Annotated in this window: 13 protein-coding genes and 1 tRNA gene; 7 read left to right on the plus strand and 7 right to left on the minus strand. The window is 48.6% G+C overall.

The features are described 5' to 3' along the window. The first annotated feature begins 61 nt into the window (after window positions 1-61). From ACFS7Z_RS16750 to ACFS7Z_RS16760, 3 genes are read left to right on the plus strand one after another with little or no spacing between them, the layout of a single operon-like run. Window positions 62-1,507 carry a fasciclin domain-containing protein gene (locus tag ACFS7Z_RS16750; protein ID WP_377486971.1) on the plus strand — a complete coding sequence of 482 codons (1,446 nt, stop codon included), beginning with the start codon at window positions 62-64 and terminating at the stop codon, window positions 1,505-1,507. A 17-nt stretch (window positions 1,508-1,524) separates the two neighbouring features. Next, window positions 1,525-4,707, plus strand: coding sequence for a SusC/RagA family TonB-linked outer membrane protein (locus tag ACFS7Z_RS16755; RefSeq protein ID WP_377486975.1), 3,183 nt, complete (start codon window positions 1,525-1,527; stop codon window positions 4,705-4,707). 36 nt (window positions 4,708-4,743) lie between these two features. Beyond that, complete coding sequence (locus ACFS7Z_RS16760; protein ID WP_377486978.1) at window positions 4,744-6,471, plus strand: RagB/SusD family nutrient uptake outer membrane protein; 1,728 nt, start codon at window positions 4,744-4,746, stop codon at window positions 6,469-6,471. Between the two features lie 549 nt (window positions 6,472-7,020). Here ACFS7Z_RS16760 and ACFS7Z_RS16765 read toward each other — a convergent pair. The 6 genes from ACFS7Z_RS16765 to mltG all read right to left on the minus strand — a co-directional run bounded on the left by ACFS7Z_RS16765 (window position 7,021) and on the right by mltG (window position 12,231). Then, window positions 7,021-8,625, minus strand: a complete 1,605-nt coding sequence (locus ACFS7Z_RS16765; RefSeq protein WP_377486981.1) for a glycoside hydrolase — start codon at window positions 8,623-8,625, stop codon at window positions 7,021-7,023. 320 nt (window positions 8,626-8,945) lie between these two features. Next, on the minus strand, window positions 8,946-9,089 hold the full coding sequence (locus ACFS7Z_RS16770) for a hypothetical protein (RefSeq protein ID WP_377486984.1): 144 nt from the start codon (window positions 9,087-9,089) through the stop codon (window positions 8,946-8,948). A gap of 250 nt (window positions 9,090-9,339) precedes the next feature. After that, a tRNA-Ser gene (locus tag ACFS7Z_RS16775) sits at window positions 9,340-9,424 on the minus strand. A gap of 193 nt (window positions 9,425-9,617) precedes the next feature. Beyond that, the gene (locus ACFS7Z_RS16780) at window positions 9,618-10,586 is read right to left on the minus strand and encodes a YihY/virulence factor BrkB family protein (RefSeq protein ID WP_377486987.1); all 969 of its coding nucleotides are present in this window, start codon (window positions 10,584-10,586) and stop codon (window positions 9,618-9,620) included. Continuing rightward, window positions 10,583-10,996 carry an acyl-CoA thioesterase gene (locus ACFS7Z_RS16785; RefSeq protein ID WP_377486990.1) on the minus strand — a complete coding sequence of 138 codons (414 nt, stop codon included), beginning with the start codon at window positions 10,994-10,996 and terminating at the stop codon, window positions 10,583-10,585. The genes ACFS7Z_RS16780 and ACFS7Z_RS16785 overlap by 4 nt, the downstream gene beginning before the upstream one ends. Before the next feature lie 158 nt (window positions 10,997-11,154). Beyond that, window positions 11,155-12,231, minus strand: coding sequence for an endolytic transglycosylase MltG (gene mltG, locus ACFS7Z_RS16790; protein ID WP_377486994.1), 1,077 nt, complete (start codon window positions 12,229-12,231; stop codon window positions 11,155-11,157). A gap of 423 nt (window positions 12,232-12,654) precedes the next feature. Here mltG and ACFS7Z_RS16795 point away from each other — a divergent pair, with 423 nt between their 5' ends. Further along, window positions 12,655-13,278 (plus strand): L-threonylcarbamoyladenylate synthase, encoded by a 624-nt coding sequence (locus ACFS7Z_RS16795; protein ID WP_377486997.1) that lies wholly within the window; start codon window positions 12,655-12,657, stop codon window positions 13,276-13,278. 204 nt (window positions 13,279-13,482) lie between these two features. On the opposite strand, the gene ACFS7Z_RS16800 is transcribed toward ACFS7Z_RS16795, so the two are convergent. After that, window positions 13,483-14,403: a lysophospholipid acyltransferase family protein gene (locus ACFS7Z_RS16800; RefSeq protein ID WP_377487000.1), complete on the minus strand. Its 921-nt coding sequence runs from the start codon at window positions 14,401-14,403 to the stop codon at window positions 13,483-13,485. 227 nt (window positions 14,404-14,630) lie between these two features. Here ACFS7Z_RS16800 and ACFS7Z_RS16805 point away from each other — a divergent pair, with 227 nt between their 5' ends. The 3 genes from ACFS7Z_RS16805 to ACFS7Z_RS16815 all read left to right on the plus strand — a co-directional run bounded on the left by ACFS7Z_RS16805 (window position 14,631) and on the right by ACFS7Z_RS16815 (window position 19,702). Then, on the plus strand, window positions 14,631-15,236 hold the full coding sequence (locus ACFS7Z_RS16805; protein ID WP_377487004.1) for a WbqC family protein: 606 nt from the start codon (window positions 14,631-14,633) through the stop codon (window positions 15,234-15,236). A gap of 119 nt (window positions 15,237-15,355) precedes the next feature. Further along, the gene (locus ACFS7Z_RS16810) at window positions 15,356-17,953 is read left to right on the plus strand and encodes an ATP-dependent Clp protease ATP-binding subunit (protein WP_377487008.1); all 2,598 of its coding nucleotides are present in this window, start codon (window positions 15,356-15,358) and stop codon (window positions 17,951-17,953) included. A 189-nt stretch (window positions 17,954-18,142) separates the two neighbouring features. Continuing rightward, window positions 18,143-19,702: an acyl-CoA carboxylase subunit beta gene (locus tag ACFS7Z_RS16815; protein ID WP_377487011.1), complete on the plus strand. Its 1,560-nt coding sequence runs from the start codon at window positions 18,143-18,145 to the stop codon at window positions 19,700-19,702. Window positions 19,703-19,740: the final 38 nt, after the last annotated feature.

Here is a 19,740-nt window from a genome sequence, read left to right on the forward strand (position 1 = left end):
AGGTTATCATACCCGCCGGAACCAGGTAAACCGGTTTAAAAATGATTTAAAAGTACATACCATGACATATACCAGAATATACTTAATCATTCTCACAGCCTTTGTTCTGACTGCACTGGCAGCCTGCGAAGACAGGTGGGAAGAGCACAACGCCCTGAAGGATGCTGTACTGAAAGAAAACCTGATGCAGCCGATAAAGGCGAATCCAAATCTGAGCAGGTTCGCCGAGCTTCTGGAGAAAACAGGATATGATGAGTTGCTTTCCTCTTCCAGGCTATTCACGGTGTGGGCTCCTACAAATGAGGCGCTCGCAAACCTGGACCCAGCCATAGTTGAAGACACCGATAAGCTAAAGCAACTTATCGGTAATCATATCAGCTATCAGCAGTATTACACCTACAGCCCTAACCCTGCTCTTCGCATCAAAGCGATAAACGGAAAATACCTTAACTGGGACGGCCCCACTTCCACTATAGACGGGGCTACCACAGTAGAAGGAGACTTGCAGGTCAGCAACGGTGTGCTCCATGTAATAGACCAGGTAATCACTCCAAAGATGAACACCTGGGAGTACGTGAACTCGCTTTCAGTTGGAGGCAGACAAAAAAGCTTTATCAACAACCTGAGCTTTGACTTCTTCAGCCCGGACCTGGCGGAGCAAACCGGAGTCGACCCTACTACAGGTGCCCCGATCTATAAGCCAGGCACTGGCATTGTGAAGCGGAACACTTATTTGGAGCAGGTGCGCAACATCATGCACGAGGACTCGCTCAACACCTTTATAGTGCTGACGGATGAGGCTTTCGAAAATGAATACAATAAAATAGAGGGGTTCTATGCCACTTCCTCAGAGGACAGTACCCGGAATCTGACTTCATGGAACGTGGTAAAAGACCTCGCTTTCAAAGGACTTTACACTCCTGAGAACCTGCCGGACACGCTGGTTTCCCTGTTCAATGTAAAGGTGCCGATTGATAAAAGCGCGATTGTCTCCTCTTACCGCACGAGTAATGGAATGGTGTATGTCATGAACAAGGTAGACTTCCAGGTAAAGCATAAAATCCAGCCCATCCTAGTGGAAGGAGAATCTGCCGTACGGCCCAATGACTTCAGAACGGACCAGCGAAACGACCGCATCCACTTCCGGTACCGCCCGGCTGCCTCTAATAATTATGACCTGCGGGTGTTCAGCCACGGATACAGAGACGGCATCTGGGTGCGCTACCGCATAAGCGACCTTCCGGCAGGCACCTATAAATTCTACATGAGGGGAACAAAGGACTTTGGTTCAGCTCCTCTCACGCAGAAACTGGCGCTGGATAGTGTCCGGAGCGAAACCTTCTCTTATGTTACTATCCCCATGAACCAGGAAGAAGAAGTGTACCTGGGAGAGCATACGGTTGACCAGTATGGGAAACTGGATATGTATGTCGTCAGCAATCCGGTGAATGGTGATGATCTGAACCCAATCGTGCTGGATTATATCAAGCTGGTGCCTGTATTGTAAAATTTTAACGTGAGACAATGATGTATACTTCTATAAAGAAATTTAGCAGGCTGGCTGTCATTCTTGGTTTAGCTGTTTGTGCGCCGGAAGCATTCGGCCAGCAAGCGGATTCTGTTACCGCCCGTGCGATGGTGCAGCCGACGGGGCCAACCATAACAGGGGTTATAACAGATGCTAAAAGTAAGGCTCCCATTCCCGGAGTGAACGTAACGGTGCCAAACTTTTCTTCGGCCATCACCGATGATAACGGAGCGTTCACAATCACGGTACCTTCCGGCAACGCTACCTTAACCATATCCGGAGACGGTTTGCAGCAGAAGCAGGTACCTGTAAAAGGCAGAAACGCACTGGCTGTTTCTATGACCGAGGCATCTGTCAATTCAATATACGACCTGGCAAACCTGCCAGGCGGGCAGAAGCCCCTGAACCAGACTACCCACGCGGTGGTGTCGGTGAACATGCCCAATAAATGGGGCCGCCCTTTTGAAACGCCCGATAGTTACCTGCAGGGGCAGGTGGCAGGGCTGAATGTCATTCGCCGGTCAGCCACACCGGGTGTGGGTGCGAACATGTTCCTGCGGGGCTTTTCTTCACTCAACGGAACCAACCAGCCGCTGGTAGTGGTGGATGGAATGATCTACGACATGAACGAAAACGGGAACTCACTGATCAATGGGTTCTATACAAATCCGCTCGCCCACATCGATATTAAAGATATCGAGAACATGACCTTTATAAAGGATGCTGCCTCTACTTACGGCTCGAAGGCTGCGAACGGTGTTATCCTGATTACCACTGCCTACTCGAAAGAACTGGCCACACGCATTGACTTTTCGGCTTATGGAGGCGTTAACTTCAAACCAGAGTCCATACCAGTAATGGAGGCAGACGACTATCGCATTTACCTGGCGGATGTGCTGAAAACCAGAGGGCTGACAGATGATGAGATTCAGGCACTCCCCTACATGAATGACAATGTAACCAGTCCGGGCTATTACACCTACCATAATAACACGGACTGGCAGGACCAGGTCATCCGCAACGGGATAAACAACAACTATTCCCTGCGTGTGACGGGTGGAGACAACATAGCAAAGTATGCGCTGTCAGTAGGTTATATGAACCAGAAAGGAATTGTGGATGAAACCAATTATGACAGGTACACGACCCGCTTCAATGGCGACTACCAGATCACGCCGAAGCTGACGGCTAACTCCCGCCTTGCCTTTACTTACAGCGAAAACAAATTACAGCAGGAAGGCGCTGAAAGAAAAACCAACCCTTTGTACCTGGGCCAAGTCAAATCGCCGCTGCTGAACAAAAACGTGCTGTCGGAGGAGGGTATTGCCTCCCCTAACCTGGCTGATGTCGATGTCTTTAACGTCAGCAACCCTTTGGCGCTTATCAACAATTCAAATTTCAGGAACAACAACTACCGTTTCTTTGGCTCCGTGTCTACTGCTTACTCCTTCAGGCCTAATCTGAACCTGAGCACGCTGGTTGGGGTGACGTATGACAAGATACGCGAAAGCACCTTTATTCCGCGGCAAGGTGTTTTAGCGGACACGCTCAGCAACGCCATTGCCTACAGCAGAATGGGAAGCCAGCTGCAGCGCCTGTTTTCCCTTTACAACGACACCAAGCTTTCCTATAGCCACGACATCAACAGTAGCCACGGTTTCAGCAGTGCTGTTGGAGTGCGCTATAGCAACAACGAACTGGAAGAAGATTACGGTTTTGGCTACAACTCTGCCACAGACGAACTCCAGACCATTGGCATGGGAGTGAACGCGCTCCGCAGAACCGGAGGTGGAACAGGCCGTTGGAACTGGCTCAACTATTATGCAAACGTACATTACCAGTTTCTGAACAAGTACTTTCTGTCCTTTAACATAGGCGTGGATGGCTCCTCCCGCTTCGGAAAAGAAATCGACAACGGCATTTCCATGTTTGGCTACAAGTTCGGCGTGTTCCCTTCGCTGGGAGCTGCCTGGTTGGTATCCTCTGAAAGCTTTATGGCCAACATAGATGCTATTGAAGTACTGAAACTGCGCGCCAGCTATGGTCTCACCGGAAACGACGACATCGGCAATTACTCGGCCAGGCAACTGTACGTGTCGCAGAACCTGCTGGGCATGCAAGGCCTGGTGCGGGCCAACATTGCCAACCCTGCCCTGCAGTGGGAGACTAACCGCAAGCTGAATGCAGGGCTCGATGTGGCTACCAAAAACGAGCGCATTGGCCTGAGTGTGGATGTGTACCAGTCTGAGACGGATAACATGCTCACCTACCAGCCGGTAGCCACCGTGGCCGGTTTCGAGTACATGCTGGCCAACACTGGCGCCATGGAGAACAAGGGGGTTGAGGTGGCCCTGAACAGCCGGATCCTGACCGGGGAACTGGAGTGGCAGGCGGGCCTGACCTTCGCGGCCAACCGGAACGAGATTACAGCCCTGCCAACCGATAACATGACGACCAGTTTCGCAGGTGCCACTATTCTGACCAGAGTCGGCCAGCCGGCCGGGTTGTTCTACGGCTATCAGACCAGTGGCGTTTACGCTACAGAGGCTGAAGCAACAGCCGATGGCTTTCATACCAAATTGCCGGATGGCACACTCGTGCCATTCAGAGGAGGAGACATGCGTTTTGTTGACACGAACGGTGACAAACTAATAAATGCGCAGGACAGGGTCATTATAGGAAATGCCAACCCAGATTTCTTCGGGTCATTCTCAAACCGCCTGCAGTACAAGCGCCTGTCCCTGGATGTTCTCTTCACCTTCAGTGTAGGAAATGACATCTACAATTATACCCGCGCGCAGCTTGAGTCTGTGAGTGGTGCTGAAAACCAAACACCGCGCGTACTGAACCGCTGGAGAACAGAGGGACAGCAAACAGACATGCCGCGGGCAAACTGGGGAGACCCGCTGGGCAACAACCGCTTCTCCGACCGCTGGATTGAGGATGGCTCTTACCTGCGCCTGCGAACGGTGACCTTGGCGTATGAGCTCCCTATCAAAACCAACATTATCAAATACACCAATATCTACCTGACCGGCACCAACCTCCTGACCTTTACAAAGTACCTCGGATACGATCCGGAGTTCAGCGGGTCAAATGACATACGCCTGCAGGGAATCGATACGGGCCTGGTGCCACAGTACCGGTCCGTTATGGGTGGAGTGAGGTTTGGCCTCTAATTGAAGAAATAGACTATTCATATTTATTATCATCAGATGAAAAAGAAATTATTCAAATCATTGATGCGTACGGTTCCAGTAGTAATGATGGGGATGTGTTTATTCTCCTGCGAAAAACTACTGGAAGCGGAGCCTGACAAGGCGCTTGAACAAGACCAGTTTTACCAAGATAAATTTGATGCCGACGCGGCTGTGATCGGTCTGTACGGCAAGTTCCTTGGACTTGCAGAGCATTATGTGGTACTGAATGAGCTGAGGGCCGATTTGCTGGAAGTAACCCCCGCCGCCGGGGAAGACATGGTGCAACTGAGCCAGCACACTGTAACGTCTGAAAACAGCTATGCCAACCCCCGGCCGTTTTACGAGCTGATCGTGAACTGTAACGACATATTAACCAACTTTGACCGCATGCTGGCCGAAAGCAAGATGCTGCAGGCTGATTATAATGAAAGGAACTCCGACGTTACTTCCCTCCGCAGCTGGTTATACCTGCAGTTAGCTATCCACTATGGTAATATACCCTACATCACTGATCCCCTGGCAAAGATAAACGACGTATCAGACTTGTCGCGATTCCCGGTGCTCTCCCTTGACCAGGTAATAAAGGAGCTGATTAAGGAAATGGAGGCCCTGCCATACAAGGAGCAGTATTCTGAGCTCAATACGCTCAACCGTGTTATCGATGGGTACAATACGCAGAAGTTCTTCATCAACAAAAGAGTTCTGATGGGAGACCTGTACCTGTGGAACGGGGACTACCGGAAAGCTGCCGAGCAGTATAAAACAGTGATGGAAATGCCTACTGGTGTTGATATATTTGATTCCTACAAAATCAAATACGCTGATGTAACAAGGCATGAAGACCTTTCTGTAGGGTATGTCCGGTATGCTGACCAGGATGTTTATTCTTTAATTGACAACAATACCCAGGGCTGGAAGTCTATGTTCATCCGCGACCAGGATAATCTGTTCAACTCAGAGTGGATCTGGTCTCTTCCGTTTGACAACAGATTTCAACAGAAGACGCCCTTTGTAAAACTCTTCTCTAACGTTGGCGGTGATTACCTGGTAAGACCTACCGAACACGCCATTGAAATGTGGGAGTCGCAGGTACAACGGAATGGATTCCCCTGGGATCAGCGGGGAAGATGGTCCTGGAGCAGACAGGCCGGGCAGCCCGTGGTGATGAAGCATATCTATAACTTTGACCCGGTAAATCCATTGCAGACGAACGGGAAGTGGTTTTTATACCGCACCGCGCTGCTGCACCTGCGTTTCGCTGAAGCAGCTAACCGCGACAACCAACACAAAATAGCCTGGGCACTGTTGAACAACGGAAGATTGGCGTATAATGATCCGGGCATATCAGATGTGCGGCAGGAGTACGACACGTTCCAACCCTTTCCCTACGATTTTGCTTTCCGCTCTTCAAACACGCCTTACTTCCGCGACAACTGGCACAGGAGTGACGGCATCAGAGGCAGAGCCAACCTGGAGTTCCTGACTATTCCGGAAGACATATCCTCACAGGACTCTCTGCTCTACATCGAGGGTAAGATTATTGAAGAGGCAGCACTGGAGTTAGCGTACGAAGGCAACCGTTGGGGTGATCTGGTACGGGTGGCTTTGCACCGAAATGATCCTGCCTTCCTGGCAGATAAAATCTACGCGAAACTGCAGAAATCAGGCAATCCTGCTGCTGATGCTACACGAGAAAAACTCATGAACCCATCCAACTGGTTCCTGCCGTTCCGATGGGAATAAAGCAGGACACGGTCGCCTTTTACCTGATGATACGAGGCAGCCTGTGTGAGACTATATCAGAAAAGGAAAAATGGTAAGAATTAAAAGATGTTGGAAGTGTTAAAATCAGAATCCTAAAACGGAGGTTAATAATCCTCGGTTATACTCAGGAGAAGTAAATCAGAAACAAACTCCCCGTAAAGGCCACATTGCTAGGCAAAATTAGCAATGTGGCCTTTACGGGGAGTTTGTGCATTCAGTTGATAATCAATAAAGATGCTCTTTGAGGCTAAACCATAAGCAATGCATGATTGGTGTTCCTGGTCTGTGTACCATTTAAGCTGATACCTGCGTGTAATTTGTCACAGGATGGAGTTAACTCATATGTATAGATATTGCTGGTGAATGTGCTTTTGGTTGCACAGAATGTATACAGGCTTTTTAGATGGTTGTTCTTCTCCTTGACTCATGTAAAATCCAAACAACTTCTTCAGGAATTAGAAATACCTGTACTGCTTTCCTCTGGAGCAAGAATCCGGAACTGGTAAGTAAATGGGAGCAGTATGTTGCCTACTGCAAATGAGCTACCAGCGTGGTGACAGAGCGCGGAGCCAGTATGATGTCACTGTCACTGCTTAACAGAGTACCAGGTTCCATACTTTTTTCCGCTGTGGTTACATAAGGCCGGGTATTGGCTATAGTCACTCCTTTCACATCTAATTTTATCTTTACTGGTTCTGTTCCGGCATTAACAGCTACCGTGATAAGCTGCTTTTTTTCGTTGTCTAGGTAAGACGAGGCCAGCAGCATATCATCCCCCGCTTTCGTTCCTGCCAACTGCGCGCTGACACGTATGGCACCAGGACGTATAAAACGGCTGTAATTCCCCAAGGCCCAAAGCATTTTACTTTCATAGTAGGCACCATCTGTTTTATTTTTGTCAACATACACCAAGCCATCCTTATAATCATAGGGTGAGACAGCCAGCCACCAGTGCCAGGCAGTTGCATTCGCCACAGTCAGGTCATTATGCACGACACGTGCCAGGTACATGGCCGGGTCGATGCCTAAGTCCCGTTTGTTACCGTCTATTTCCCCAGCATTGTCACCCAGAATGCAGTATTCAGACATCCAGAACTCCAGCCCCGGCACTGTAGCCACTTTTGCAGCCAGTTTCTTTCGCTCAGTTACTGCCTGACCAAAAGGAGAGGTTGTAAAATAGCTATGCGCCGAAACTACTTTGCCTACATGAGAAAGATTGCCGAGATAATGCGGAGAACTGCTGTTGAAAAAGGCCTCTATCTGGTTCCCCCTACCCGGCTTATCGGCAGCTTCATAGAGATAGTTAATTTTCCCGGCCTCTGCTATGTCTATTTTTGTGCTGAGGCTTTTCCTTTCAAGCGAAGTTTGGAGTGCTCTGACGATACCAGCAATGTCTTCATTCAAAAAGGGCGTTCCCTCCTGCCCTCCATCACTCCAGTCCCACTGCGGCTCGTTTACCGGGCTAAGGTAGCCGAAGCTGATGCCGTGCGTCCGCTCCACGCCTTGTACGACATCTGCCAGAAAATCAGCGTAGGCATGGTGCATCTCAGGTGCCAGGTTTGGTGTAGCCTCGGAAGCGAAGGCCTTGCCGTTCTTCGTTAAATGAACAGGAGGACTGTTTGGGAAAGCCAGTAACTTATTTACGCCGCGGTCCTTCGCCGCTTTCAAAAACCAGACCTGTCCGGCCTGCCGCTGCCAGTCATAGCTCCCGTCCTCTCCTAAAAACGACTCTGCCCGTCGCCACTCATCCCGGATCCCGCTTTGCTCCCTCTGCTGCGCGCTTCCGGCCCCAACGTTAAAGCGCCACAGAGACAGCCCTATGCCATCCGGTTGGCCATTTGAGGCTGTATCCATGCTGAATAGCAAGTTGGCGATGGCGTTTCTTTTTTCATGTGGCCACTTGCCAACGAACTGGCAAGCCCATGCATCCGAGGCCCCAAAATTATCTATCGTTTGGTGTCTGTCTGAAGCATCTATGCTTAAGGTAACTTCATTTGCCTGAGGGAAAGCAGATGCCTGGTCATACTTCCCAGAAATTTTGCCGGAACATCCCATAAAACAGCACACTAGCAAGGGCAAGTACCATAATGCAGCGGTGCGGCTTTTTCTGATAAGGCTATTGATTTTAGTCATAGTTACATGTATATCGGTTTAAGTAAAGAAGAGGGTGTGGAACATGGGACCAGGTAAAATGTATCGGATTTCCCGGCGCAAAGTACTTCCCCACCAACTGCTCTACCTGCTCGTTGTGCTTTTGGAAGACCCCGAGGAGCAAAACGGGTTTCTCCTACACGCCCAGCCACTTATCTTTGATAGTCTCTGTTGTCACCGGCTTCCCCTCCTGCAGAAGTTCCTGCTGGTAAGCATATACTTTGGGCCTGAGCAGGTCCAAAGTATATGCTTACTCTCATTGCCTCCTTGGCATTTCCCCCCACACGGCCTGCCTCCACAGATTATTTGCCCAAGGCAATGTAGCGGTTTATGCTCCTTCCGAACCGCTTTCCGCTGATAGTGACGCGCAGGTAGATGGGCAGCAGATTATTGCTGGTGGTCTTTACTTTTTTGCCGGAGAACAGGTTGCTGATTCGAGTGGCCATTTCGTTTCCTGCTTTCGCTGTTTAAGTTACCATTCATTTGCTGGCTCCACAAGTTATACAGCAAGCGTTCCTATTACCGAAAAGCAATTAGTTGCAATAAATGCGGGTATCTGGGACATATCTGGCTTTTGGTACCCGAATTGTACCCCTCAGGATGGAGAAAAACTGAATGATTTAACAGGGGCAGAAACAAAAAAGCCCGTAAATCAACGATTTATGGGCTTTTTGCTCTTTTTGGTATCGCTACCGGCAGAGAGTGAGGGATTCGAACCCCCGGACCTGTTACAGTCAACGGTTTTCAAGACCGCCGCGTTCGACCACTCCGCCAACTCTCTTTCTTAATTCGTGTACAAAAGTAGGGGCTCGTACTGAATTATCAAAACTATACGATGAAATTTTTCGACTGTTCCAGCACTGGAATTGTAAACACTTGATTGTGAAGCAAGAATTCTACATGTCTTCGGGAACAGTTTTACCACCATTGCCTTAAAACAACGGCTGACTTTTAAACTGCTCTTTATAGCCACATCAGGCTTTTGCTGTACGAATAGCAGGTGTTGACCTCTTCCGCACCAGGCGCTTTGTTACCGTATCAATACTCACATTTATCTCGAACCCAAGAATAAGAATCATAGACACGAAATCAAGCCAGATCATCAAACCAATAAGTGCCCCGATAGAACCATAGAATTTGTTGTAGCTGTCGAAGGCGCTGATGTAGAAAGAGAAAATCATCGACACCAGAAAGATTAGCCCAGTTGCCACTACTGCACCAGCCGAGAAGAAAGGCCACTTATCTTCTATGGCAGGCACAAAGTAGTAGATAAGCGAGGTGGCCAGCAGGAAAAGCAGCACGATGGCAATGTACTTAAGTATAATCAACAAAGTATACGTGTAGCTTTCCGTTACCACCTCATAGAAAACAAGCACATCCAGCATCCACTGCCCAAAGAAAATAATGGCTACTGCCAGAAAAAGAATTAGGGCCAGCACCACTGTCAGCGCCGTGGCAATCAGCCGCTTTTTCATGTACCTGCGCTTATAAAAGGTATGGTACTTCTTGTCGAAGGCATCCATTAAAGACATAATGCCATTGGTGGAGAGTATCAGCGCAAACAGGAAACCGAACGAGAGCAAGCCACCGCGTGGTTTGTTTACAATATCCTCAATGGTGGTATAGGCAACGGCATACATCTCCTCCGGCATAAAGTCCGCTATAAAATTTAGTATGCTCTCGCTCAGGTCAAGTGACAGCACGCTGGGGATGTAAGGGATAAGCGTGAAAAGGAAGATGATACTTGGAAAGATGGCCAGCGTGAAGTTGAAGGCCATGTATGATGCCCGCTTTGTGATGGAGTCCAGGCGGAGTTCTCCCAACAGCACGTCTGCAATGTCATACACTGAAGACCGGCCGTTGTTAAAACGCCACCGCTTCAGGAAAACGATGAACTTGCGGTACGCCCTGCGGCGCTTCAGATATTGCTGGTTTATCCTCATTCACTAAAATAAGCATCCATTTTCTGGTGTATCAGTTCGGGTACTGCTGTTGGCCGGCCCGTCTTCATATCTACGAAAACCATGGTAGTTTCACCTACATTCAGCTTGGTGCCTCCCTCATTGTATACTTCATATTCGAAGAGTATACGTGAGCCGGAAGGCTTTTTCTTCAGCAGAAGCTTGATGGTGAGCATATCATCGTACTTGGCCGGGCGAAAATACTTGCACTTCAGTTCCAGCACCGGCATCATGGTGCCGGTGGCTTCCATCTCTTTATATTCGATGCCCAATTTTCTGAAAACTTCGGTCCGCGCTACTTCATAATAGGCGGCATAGTTTCCATAGTATACATAGCCCATCTGGTCAGTCTCGGCGTAACGCACGCGGATCTGCACTTCTGATTCAAACATTACTGGATCGTTTTCCTTTTAAATTGCTGAATGGCTTAGTTGTTTATTTTCCATTCGTCCTGCGGCAAGAGCACAGGTAAGTCCTAAAATAAAACATTGTTGATTCAATCAAATTAAACTGACTGAACCAACAATGTAGCAATTTAAGCTAAAACAATTTAACGAAGGATATTGCGCTCGTTCAGCGCCTGGTGGAAACGGCGTGCATTTGCCTGGTGCTCAGCTACTGTAGTGGCAAAGGCATGATATCCCGAAAAATCTTCTTTTGCACAGAAATAGAGGTAACTGTGCTGTTCCGGGTTCAGAACGGCGTCTATGCTGGAGATATTCGGCACATTGATAGGACCAGGAGGCAGACCTTTGTATTTATAGGTGTTGTATGGGGAATCGTAGGTAAGGTGTGCATTCAGAACACGACGTATGGTGAAGTCGCCTACTGCAAACACCACTGTTGGGTCGGCCTGCAGCAGCATATCTTTATCCAGGCGGTTGAGGTAAACACCTGCCACACGTGACTTCTCATCGTTCTTGATTGTTTCAGCCTGCACAATAGAGGCCAGCGTAGACACCTCCTGCTGCGACAGCCCCAGCTTATCTGCTTTTGCCTTACGCTCTGGTGTCCAGAATTTGTCATACTCTTTTTTCATGCGTTCCATCAACTCAGGCGCAGTAGTGGTCCAGTACACCTCGTAGGTGTTCGGGATAAACATACTGACGATGTTTGTGGTATCAAAGCCCAGCGAGGCCAGGTACGCCTGGTTATTCAGCAGACTGTCTATCTCCTCCTCGCCTGGCTCCACGTTGGCGGCCAGCTTTTCTGCCAGCTGGCTACGCAGGCGGATATTGGCAAAGGTCAGGTTAAGGGGCGTCTGCTGCCCGAGGCGCAAGACACCAATCAACTGGCGGTTGCTCCAGCCGTGCTCCAGTTTATAACGGCCTGGCTTCACCAGCTCATCATAGTCCATGAGTTTTGACATGAAGCGCAGCGACAGCTTATCGATAATCACCCCTGTGGCCTCCAAAGAGTCCATTGCCTCGGCGTAAGTAGCGCCTGTCGGGATGAGGACGTAGGTATCGCGGTCTTTCGTTTCTACGTTTGCCGTATACACAATCTGGTACGCGTAATAAGAGAAGCTCACGAATAAAAACAGGAACAGCACAATTAGGCCTGGCAGCAGCATGCTCTTCTGTTTCTTCTTTCTTCTTTGTATGGGTCTATTTACTTCCTGGGCCATAGTGATGGTAAAATGCTAAGAACAGGAACATAGGTTCCGTACCCGTTCATATTCAAGCGCAAAATTAATACTAATCTTCCTTTTCCTGGCAATTTCGAGCGACTGATTTAAATAGACTTGCCTACCTTAGTTTGCAATTTCAGCACCTTTCCTGTTCCTGCCGCTTTGCTGTTCGTCCCTGAAATCACGATTGAAAGCTGTCAGTGCATACTCAGCAAATGGCTAGACAGCAGCGATTGCTATTCCTTTTGCGATGTACGCTATGCATGCCCAACAGCGCTACAGTATTAGTTCCTGCTACTCATTCAGTTACAGGTTCTACAGCAGCAGCCTATGAAACGCTGGCGGGAATAAATAAGTATGTTATTACACCTGCTATACTTACCGGCAGGGAAAACCCATTCTTAAAAGACCAACCAGACGATGAGCAATGCAATTTTACTTCAGATACACCCCGACACGCCACAACAGCGCAAAATCTTAGAGGCTGTTGAGATTCTCCGGAACGGCGGGGTTATCATTTATCCTACTGACACCATCTATGGCCTGGGCTGCGACATTCACAATGCCCGTGCAGTGGAGCGCGTCTGCCTGATCAAGGGCATCAAGCCAGACAAGGCAAACCTTTCCTTTATCTGCTCCGATCTTACGCATATCTCCGATTATGCAAAAATTGACACGCCTACTTATAAGGTGATGAAAAAAGCCTTGCCGGGGCCATTCACTTTTGTATTAGATGCCAACAGCCGTGTTCCAAAGTATGCAGGCACCAAGAAAACGGTTGGTATTCGGGTGCCCGACAACAAGATTGCGCTGCAACTGGTAAAGGAACTGGGCAATCCCATCCTCTCCACCTCTGTTCGGGATGATGATGAGGTGCTTGAGTACAGCACTGACCCGGATCTTATTTTCGAGAAGTACAGGAATCTTGTTGATGCCGTAATTGACGGCGGCCCTGGCAATAATGTAGCCTCCACCGTAGTGGATGTCACCAACAACTTTGAAGTACTAAGAGAAGGAGCAGGCGATATTGAGCAATTTTTGTAAGTCAGAAAGCCTTTTGATTTAGAAAGTTATAAGGTTAGACAGTTCAAAGGTTGATTGTAGTAGAATAATGGAGTACAGTTGCGCTCCACGTATTGGAGAGCATAGATCATATTGTCAAAAGTGAAAAGACAGCACGAATACAAAATGTGGACTCTCATCTCATCACTTAAAACCTCTAACTCTTTAACTTCCTAACTTTCTAAATCAAAAGGCTTCCTGACTCGCGCCTTCCGGGCGCTTATGTTTCCAGCGTTTGTGGGTCCAGAGGTAGTCGGCGGGGCTGCGGCAGATAGTAGCCTCAAGCTTTCTGGCGAATTCCTCTGTAATGGGGTAGTGGTCTTCTGTAGCCGGTTTTGGCTGTGTCCCATCTGTTATGGTCTCGAAGGTAAGGGTATAATGGCCACGGCTGGTGCGCTGCACATCCAGGTAAAGCACAGGGTAACCGAACATGTTGGATAGTTTCTCAGCGCCTACATAAAAAGGAGTATCCTGGTGCAGGAAAGTAGTCCAGTACTGTATCTCGCTCCGCATAGGCGTCTGGTCCGACAGCATGGCCACCACGCGCGGCACCTTCCTGTTCCGGACAAAATCGCGGCTGGTGTCCTTCATTTCTATGAGGCGGGCACCCAACTGGCTGCGCGTGTGCAGCATGTAGGCCTCAAAGAAAGGATTGTGTAATGACTTATAGATGCCGTTGGTAGGGAAACCGAATTGCACCGCCCCTGCCGGAAGCACCCACTCCCAGTTCGCCGCATGAGACCCCATGGTGAGAACAGGTGTACCCTGCTTTACCAAATCGTCCAGCAGGTACTGGTTTGTGAATGTAATCCGCCGTCTCATCTCCTCCGCAGACATCGAAGACAGCTTCAGCGTCTCCACCACCACATCAGCCAACTGCTTGTAAAAGCCTTTTGCAATCTGCTTTATCTCCTGCTCACTTTTCTCAGGAAAGGCATTGCGCAGGTTTTGCAGCACCACCTTCTTGCGGTAGCCAACAATATAGTACACCACAGAGTACAGGAAGTCAGACAGCACATGCAGTACAGGCAGCGGCAGCAAAGACAGGCCCTTCAGGAAAAACCAGAGCGGGTAATACAGCGGCGGTATTTTAATATCTTTATTCATAAGCAGAAGCTGTCGCAAAGGTACAACCTGCCGCCTGATTATGAAATTCCATAATTCGTGCTACTTTAGCGGCAAACGTGGATCAGGCATCAACACGTATCAGGTATCACGACACACGTATCACGACGTATAGAAAGGCCATGGAGACAATATCAAAGTTTGAGGTCATGCGCCAAAACCAAATACTAACTCCTAAACCCTTTAACTCCCATACTTTCTAACTCAAATTGATCCTTCTTACCGAATTCCAGTACAACCCGCCAGTTTCCTATTTCTGGCATGCCGTCCGCTCCGAAGGTCTGATGGTGGAGCGGCATGAAAATTATATAAAACAAAGTTACCGCAACCGCTGCCATGTGCTCACAGCGCAGGGCGTGCAGCCGCTGAGCGTTCCGGTTGTTCGGGGCGGCAGCAAAAACAAAACCCTGATTACGGATATTGAAATAGACTACAGCCAGAAGTGGTACAATGTGCACTGGCGCACGATACAGGCGGCATACGGGCGTGCGCCCTATTTTGAATTCTACAGCGACTACCTGAAAGCGGTGTATGAACGGCAGCCAAAATATTTATTTCAGCTCAACGAGGATTTGTTGCAGCTTTATCTTAAATTACTAAAGCTGAACAAGCCACTCATTTATACAGAGGCTTACTATGCAGAGCACGCCAATAACGTATTGGATTTAAGAAATAGGCTACATCCTAAAATCTATCCTGACATTTTGCACGTAAAACCCTATACGCAAGTATTTGGCAAACAATTTGCATCAGACCTTAGTATAATTGATTTGTTGTTTACACAGGGGCCCGCATCACTTTCTTACCTACAGTAGTAGGGCCAACAAACTGAACATTTGCATGTCACGGCTTGTTTAAAAGAGTAGGCTTTACCTGTTAGCCTCATTCAGTTACAATTAATCAGATTTTTAAGATTACACGGAGTATAGTATACATGGAAGCAAAATTCTCAAACCGAGTAAAAGAGGTTATCTCACTCAGCCGTGAGGAAGCGATTCGGCTCGGTCATGACTATATCGGTACCGAGCATTTGGTACTGGGCATGATTCGGGAAGGAGAAGGCACTGCCATTGCCCTGCTTAAGAAGCTTGGGGTTTCGATAGATGAGTTAAAGTACGCTTTAGAGCAGGCTACACGAAATACAGCAACACAGAGCAGCAACATAACCGGCAGTATCCCGCTCACAAAGCAGACCGAGAAGGTGCTTAAAATAACATACCTGGAGGCAAAGATCTTCAAGAGTGATATTATAGGCACGGAGCACCTCTTATTATCCATCCTGCGGGATGAAGACAATATATCTTCTCAAATTTTAGCGAAATTCAACGTGAACTACGAAGCAATAAGAGATTCCCTGGATTATCACAGCAATAATCCACTTGCGTCGTCAGACACTGACGATTCTGACGATTCTGACAAGTTATTCGGCAGTTCGTCTTCACGCTCAGGCAGCACAAGCAAGAAAGCAGGCGAAAAATCACGCACACCTGTGCTCGATAACTTTGGCCGCGACCTTACAAAACTGGCCGAGGATGACAAACTGGACCCGATAGTTGGTCGTGAAAAAGAAATTGAGCGTGTGGCACAGGTATTGAGCCGCCGCAAGAAAAATAACCCGATCCTGATTGGCGAGCCTGGTGTTGGTAAAACAGCTATAGCCGAAGGTCTTGCCCTGCGCATTATCCAGAAAAAGGTAAGCCGCGTGCTGTTTAACAAGCGTGTGGTTACGCTGGACCTTGCCTCCCTGGTAGCCGGTACAAAATACCGTGGTCAGTTTGAGGAGCGTATGAAGGCCGTGATGAACGAGTTGGAGAAGTCCCCGGACGTGATCCTGTTCATTGATGAGCTTCATACTATAGTGGGTGCCGGTGGCGCCTCTGGCTCCCTGGATGCCTCTAACATGTTCAAGCCTGCGCTTGCACGCGGCGAGATTCAATGCATCGGTGCGACTACCCTGGATGAGTACCGCCAGTACATCGAGAAAGATGGTGCTTTGGCCCGTCGTTTCCAGATTGTGATGGTAGACCCTACTACACCAGAAGAGACTATCGAGATCCTGAACAACATTAAGGACAAGTACCAGGATCACCACCACGTGAACTATACAGACAAGGCAATCGAAGCCTGTGTGAAGCTGAGTGATCGCTACATGAGCGACCGCTTCCTTCCGGACAAGGCAATTGATATCCTTGACGAGGCTGGAGCACGCGTGCACATCAACAATATTATTGTGCCGGATGATATCCTGAAGCTCGAAGAGCAGATTGAGAACATAAAGGTAGAGAAGAACCGCGTGGTGAAGAGCCAGAAGTATGAAGAGGCTGCCCAACTGCGTGATAAGGAGAAGAAGCTCATCGACCAGCTGGATTCTGCCAAGAAAAGCTGGGAAGAAGAGACAAAGAAAAGACGCTACACAGTAAAAGAGGAAAATGTGGCAGAAGTTATTGCCATGATGACAGGTATTCCTGTGAAGCGTATCGCGCAGAAAGAAGGCGTGAAGCTTTTGAACATGGGCGAAGAACTGAAAGGCAAAGTAATTGGCCAGGACAAAGCGATCGGCCAGTTGGTGAAAGCCATCCAGCGTACCCGTGTGGGTCTGAAAGATCCGAAAAAGCCAATAGGTTCCTTTGTGTTCTTGGGCCCGACAGGTGTTGGTAAAACAGAGCTTGCCAAAGTGCTGGCTACCTATCTGTTCGATAAGGAAGACTCGCTGGTGCGTATCGACATGAGTGAGTACATGGAGAAATTCAGTGTATCCCGCCTGGTGGGAGCGCCTCCGGGATATGTGGGTTACGAAGAAGGTGGCCAGCTGACCGAGAAAATCCGCCGCAAGCCATACTCTGTGGTGCTGCTGGATGAGATCGAGAAAGCGCACCCGGATGTGTACAACCTGCTGTTACAGGTGCTGGACGATGGTATTCTGACAGACGGATTGGGCCGCAAGGTTGACTTCCGTAACACCATCATCATCATGACTTCGAACATCGGAGCCCGTGACCTTCAGGACTTTGGAGCCGGTATCGGCTTCATGTCTAAAAGCAAGCAGGAGAACGTAGACGATATCATGAAAAGCACGATTGCCAGCGCGCTGAAGAAGACGTTCTCTCCGGAGTTCCTGAACCGTCTGGATGATGTGATTGTGTTCAACTCGCTTAACCGTGAGGATATGCACAAGATCATCGAGCTGTCGCTTAGCAAGCTGTTTACACGTGTAGAGTCTCTTGGCTATACCATCGAGCTTACGAAAGAGGCAAAAGACTTTGTGGCCGAGAAAGGATATGATCCAAAGTATGGTGCACGTCCGCTGAACCGCGCCATTCAGAAATATATCGAAGACCCGATTGCGGAGGAGATACTAAAGGCAGAAGTTAACCAGGGTGATGTCATCATGGTAGACTATAAGGAAGGCGACGAGAAGCTGACCTTCGTCTCGAAGAAGAGCAACAGCAAAAAAGCCAAAAGCGCTTCTGACGAGGATCTGTCAGAGCCAACCAAGTCTTCTGATTCAGATAAGTCTAAAGACAAAGAGTAAACAATTTGAAGTACAGTTATAAGGGCTGCCTGCAAGGGCAGCCCTTATTTTTTTGCCTGTTTGTACAGCACGGGGCACACAATTGCAGCTATATTGAAAAAATGATACAACTGTACAAGATTTCGCTGTAGAGTTTTTAAATTTGACAAATAATAATTTCATAATATATCTGAGTTATAACACTTATACATGGCAGGAGAAATCAGGCAAAGCCAAATAGAGGCGCTGCAGCGTAAAAATGCGGAGGCGCTTCTTGGCGGCGGACAAGACAGAATAGATGCACAGCACAAGAAAGGGAAACTAACAGCACGTGAGCGCATTCACCTGCTCCTGGACGAGAACTCTTTTGAAGAGATCGGCAAGTTTGTAATGCATCGTTCAAAGGATTTCGGCCTTGATAAACAGTACTACCTGGGTGACGGTGTGGTAACAGGATACGGTACCATCAACGGTCGGCAGGTCTATGTTTTCTCCCAGGATTTTACCGTTCTCGGCGGCTCTCTCTCGGAGACACATGCTGAGAAAATTGTAAAAATCATGGAGCTTGCCATGAAAAACGGTGCTCCTGTGATAGGGCTGAACGACTCCGGCGGTGCCCGTATACAGGAAGGCGTTGTGTCGCTGGGCGGTTATGCTGATATTTTCTATCTAAATACACTGGCTTCCGGCGTTATTCCTCAGATTTCAGCCATCATGGGGCCATGTGCGGGTGGTGCGGTTTACTCTCCTGCCATCACTGATTTTATTATGATGGTGCAGGACACTTCCTATATGTTCGTGACCGGTCCGAACGTGGTGAAAACGGTAACGCATGAAGAAGTAACATCGGAGGAGCTTGGCGGTGCGAGCACCCACAGCACAAAAAGCGGTGTTACACATTTTTCATGTGCCAACGAAGCTGAGTGCATCCTGTACATTAAAAAGCTGCTTTCTTACATCCCGCAGAATTGCGAGGACCTCCCACCGTCCCTGCCATACGAATCTTCCGGCAATGAGACTAGGGAAATCCTTGACACGATTATCCCTGAGAACCCGAACCAGCCTTACGACATTCGCGAAGTAATTGAAGGCATTATTGATGACGAATCTTTCTTTGAAGTACACAAGAATTTCGGTGAGAACATTGTCGTTGGTTTTGCGCGTTTAGCAGGCCGCAGCATCGGTATTGTGGGTAATCAGCCTGCCGTACTGGCCGGCGTACTGGATATAAACGCAAGCACCAAGGCAGCACGTTTTGTCCGCTTCTGCGATTCCTTTAATGTGCCCCTGCTGGTGCTGGAAGATGTACCGGGCTTCATGCCGGGCACAGATCAGGAATGGCGCGGCATCATCACAAACGGTGCGAAGTTGTTGTATGCCTTCTGCGAAGCTACCGTTCCGCGCATTACGGTTATCACGCGCAAGGCTTATGGTGGCGCTTACGATGTAATGAACTCAAAGCACATTGGCGCCGATATGAACTTTGCCTGGCCAACAGCAGAGATTGCGGTGATGGGTGCGCAGGGAGCAGCCGAAATCATCTTTAAACGCGAAATTGCCGCAGCCGAGGATCCGGAGGCTAAACTGGCTGAGAAAGTAGAGGAATACAAGAAGAAATTTGCCACACCTTACCGTGCTGCACACAGGGGCTTTATAGATGAAGTAATTATGCCTGCAGACACGCGTTCCAAACTGATCAAGGCTTTTAAAATGCTGGAAAACAAAGCAGTTTCACTGCCTAGAAAGAAGCACGGTAACATTCCACTTTAAAATTTATGTATGTGAATAAAAAAACGTAAAATGTACGT

Origin of the sequence: Pontibacter toksunensis (genome assembly GCF_042686245.1) — a bacterium.
Taxonomy (GTDB): domain Bacteria; phylum Bacteroidota; class Bacteroidia; order Cytophagales; family Hymenobacteraceae; genus Pontibacter; species Pontibacter toksunensis.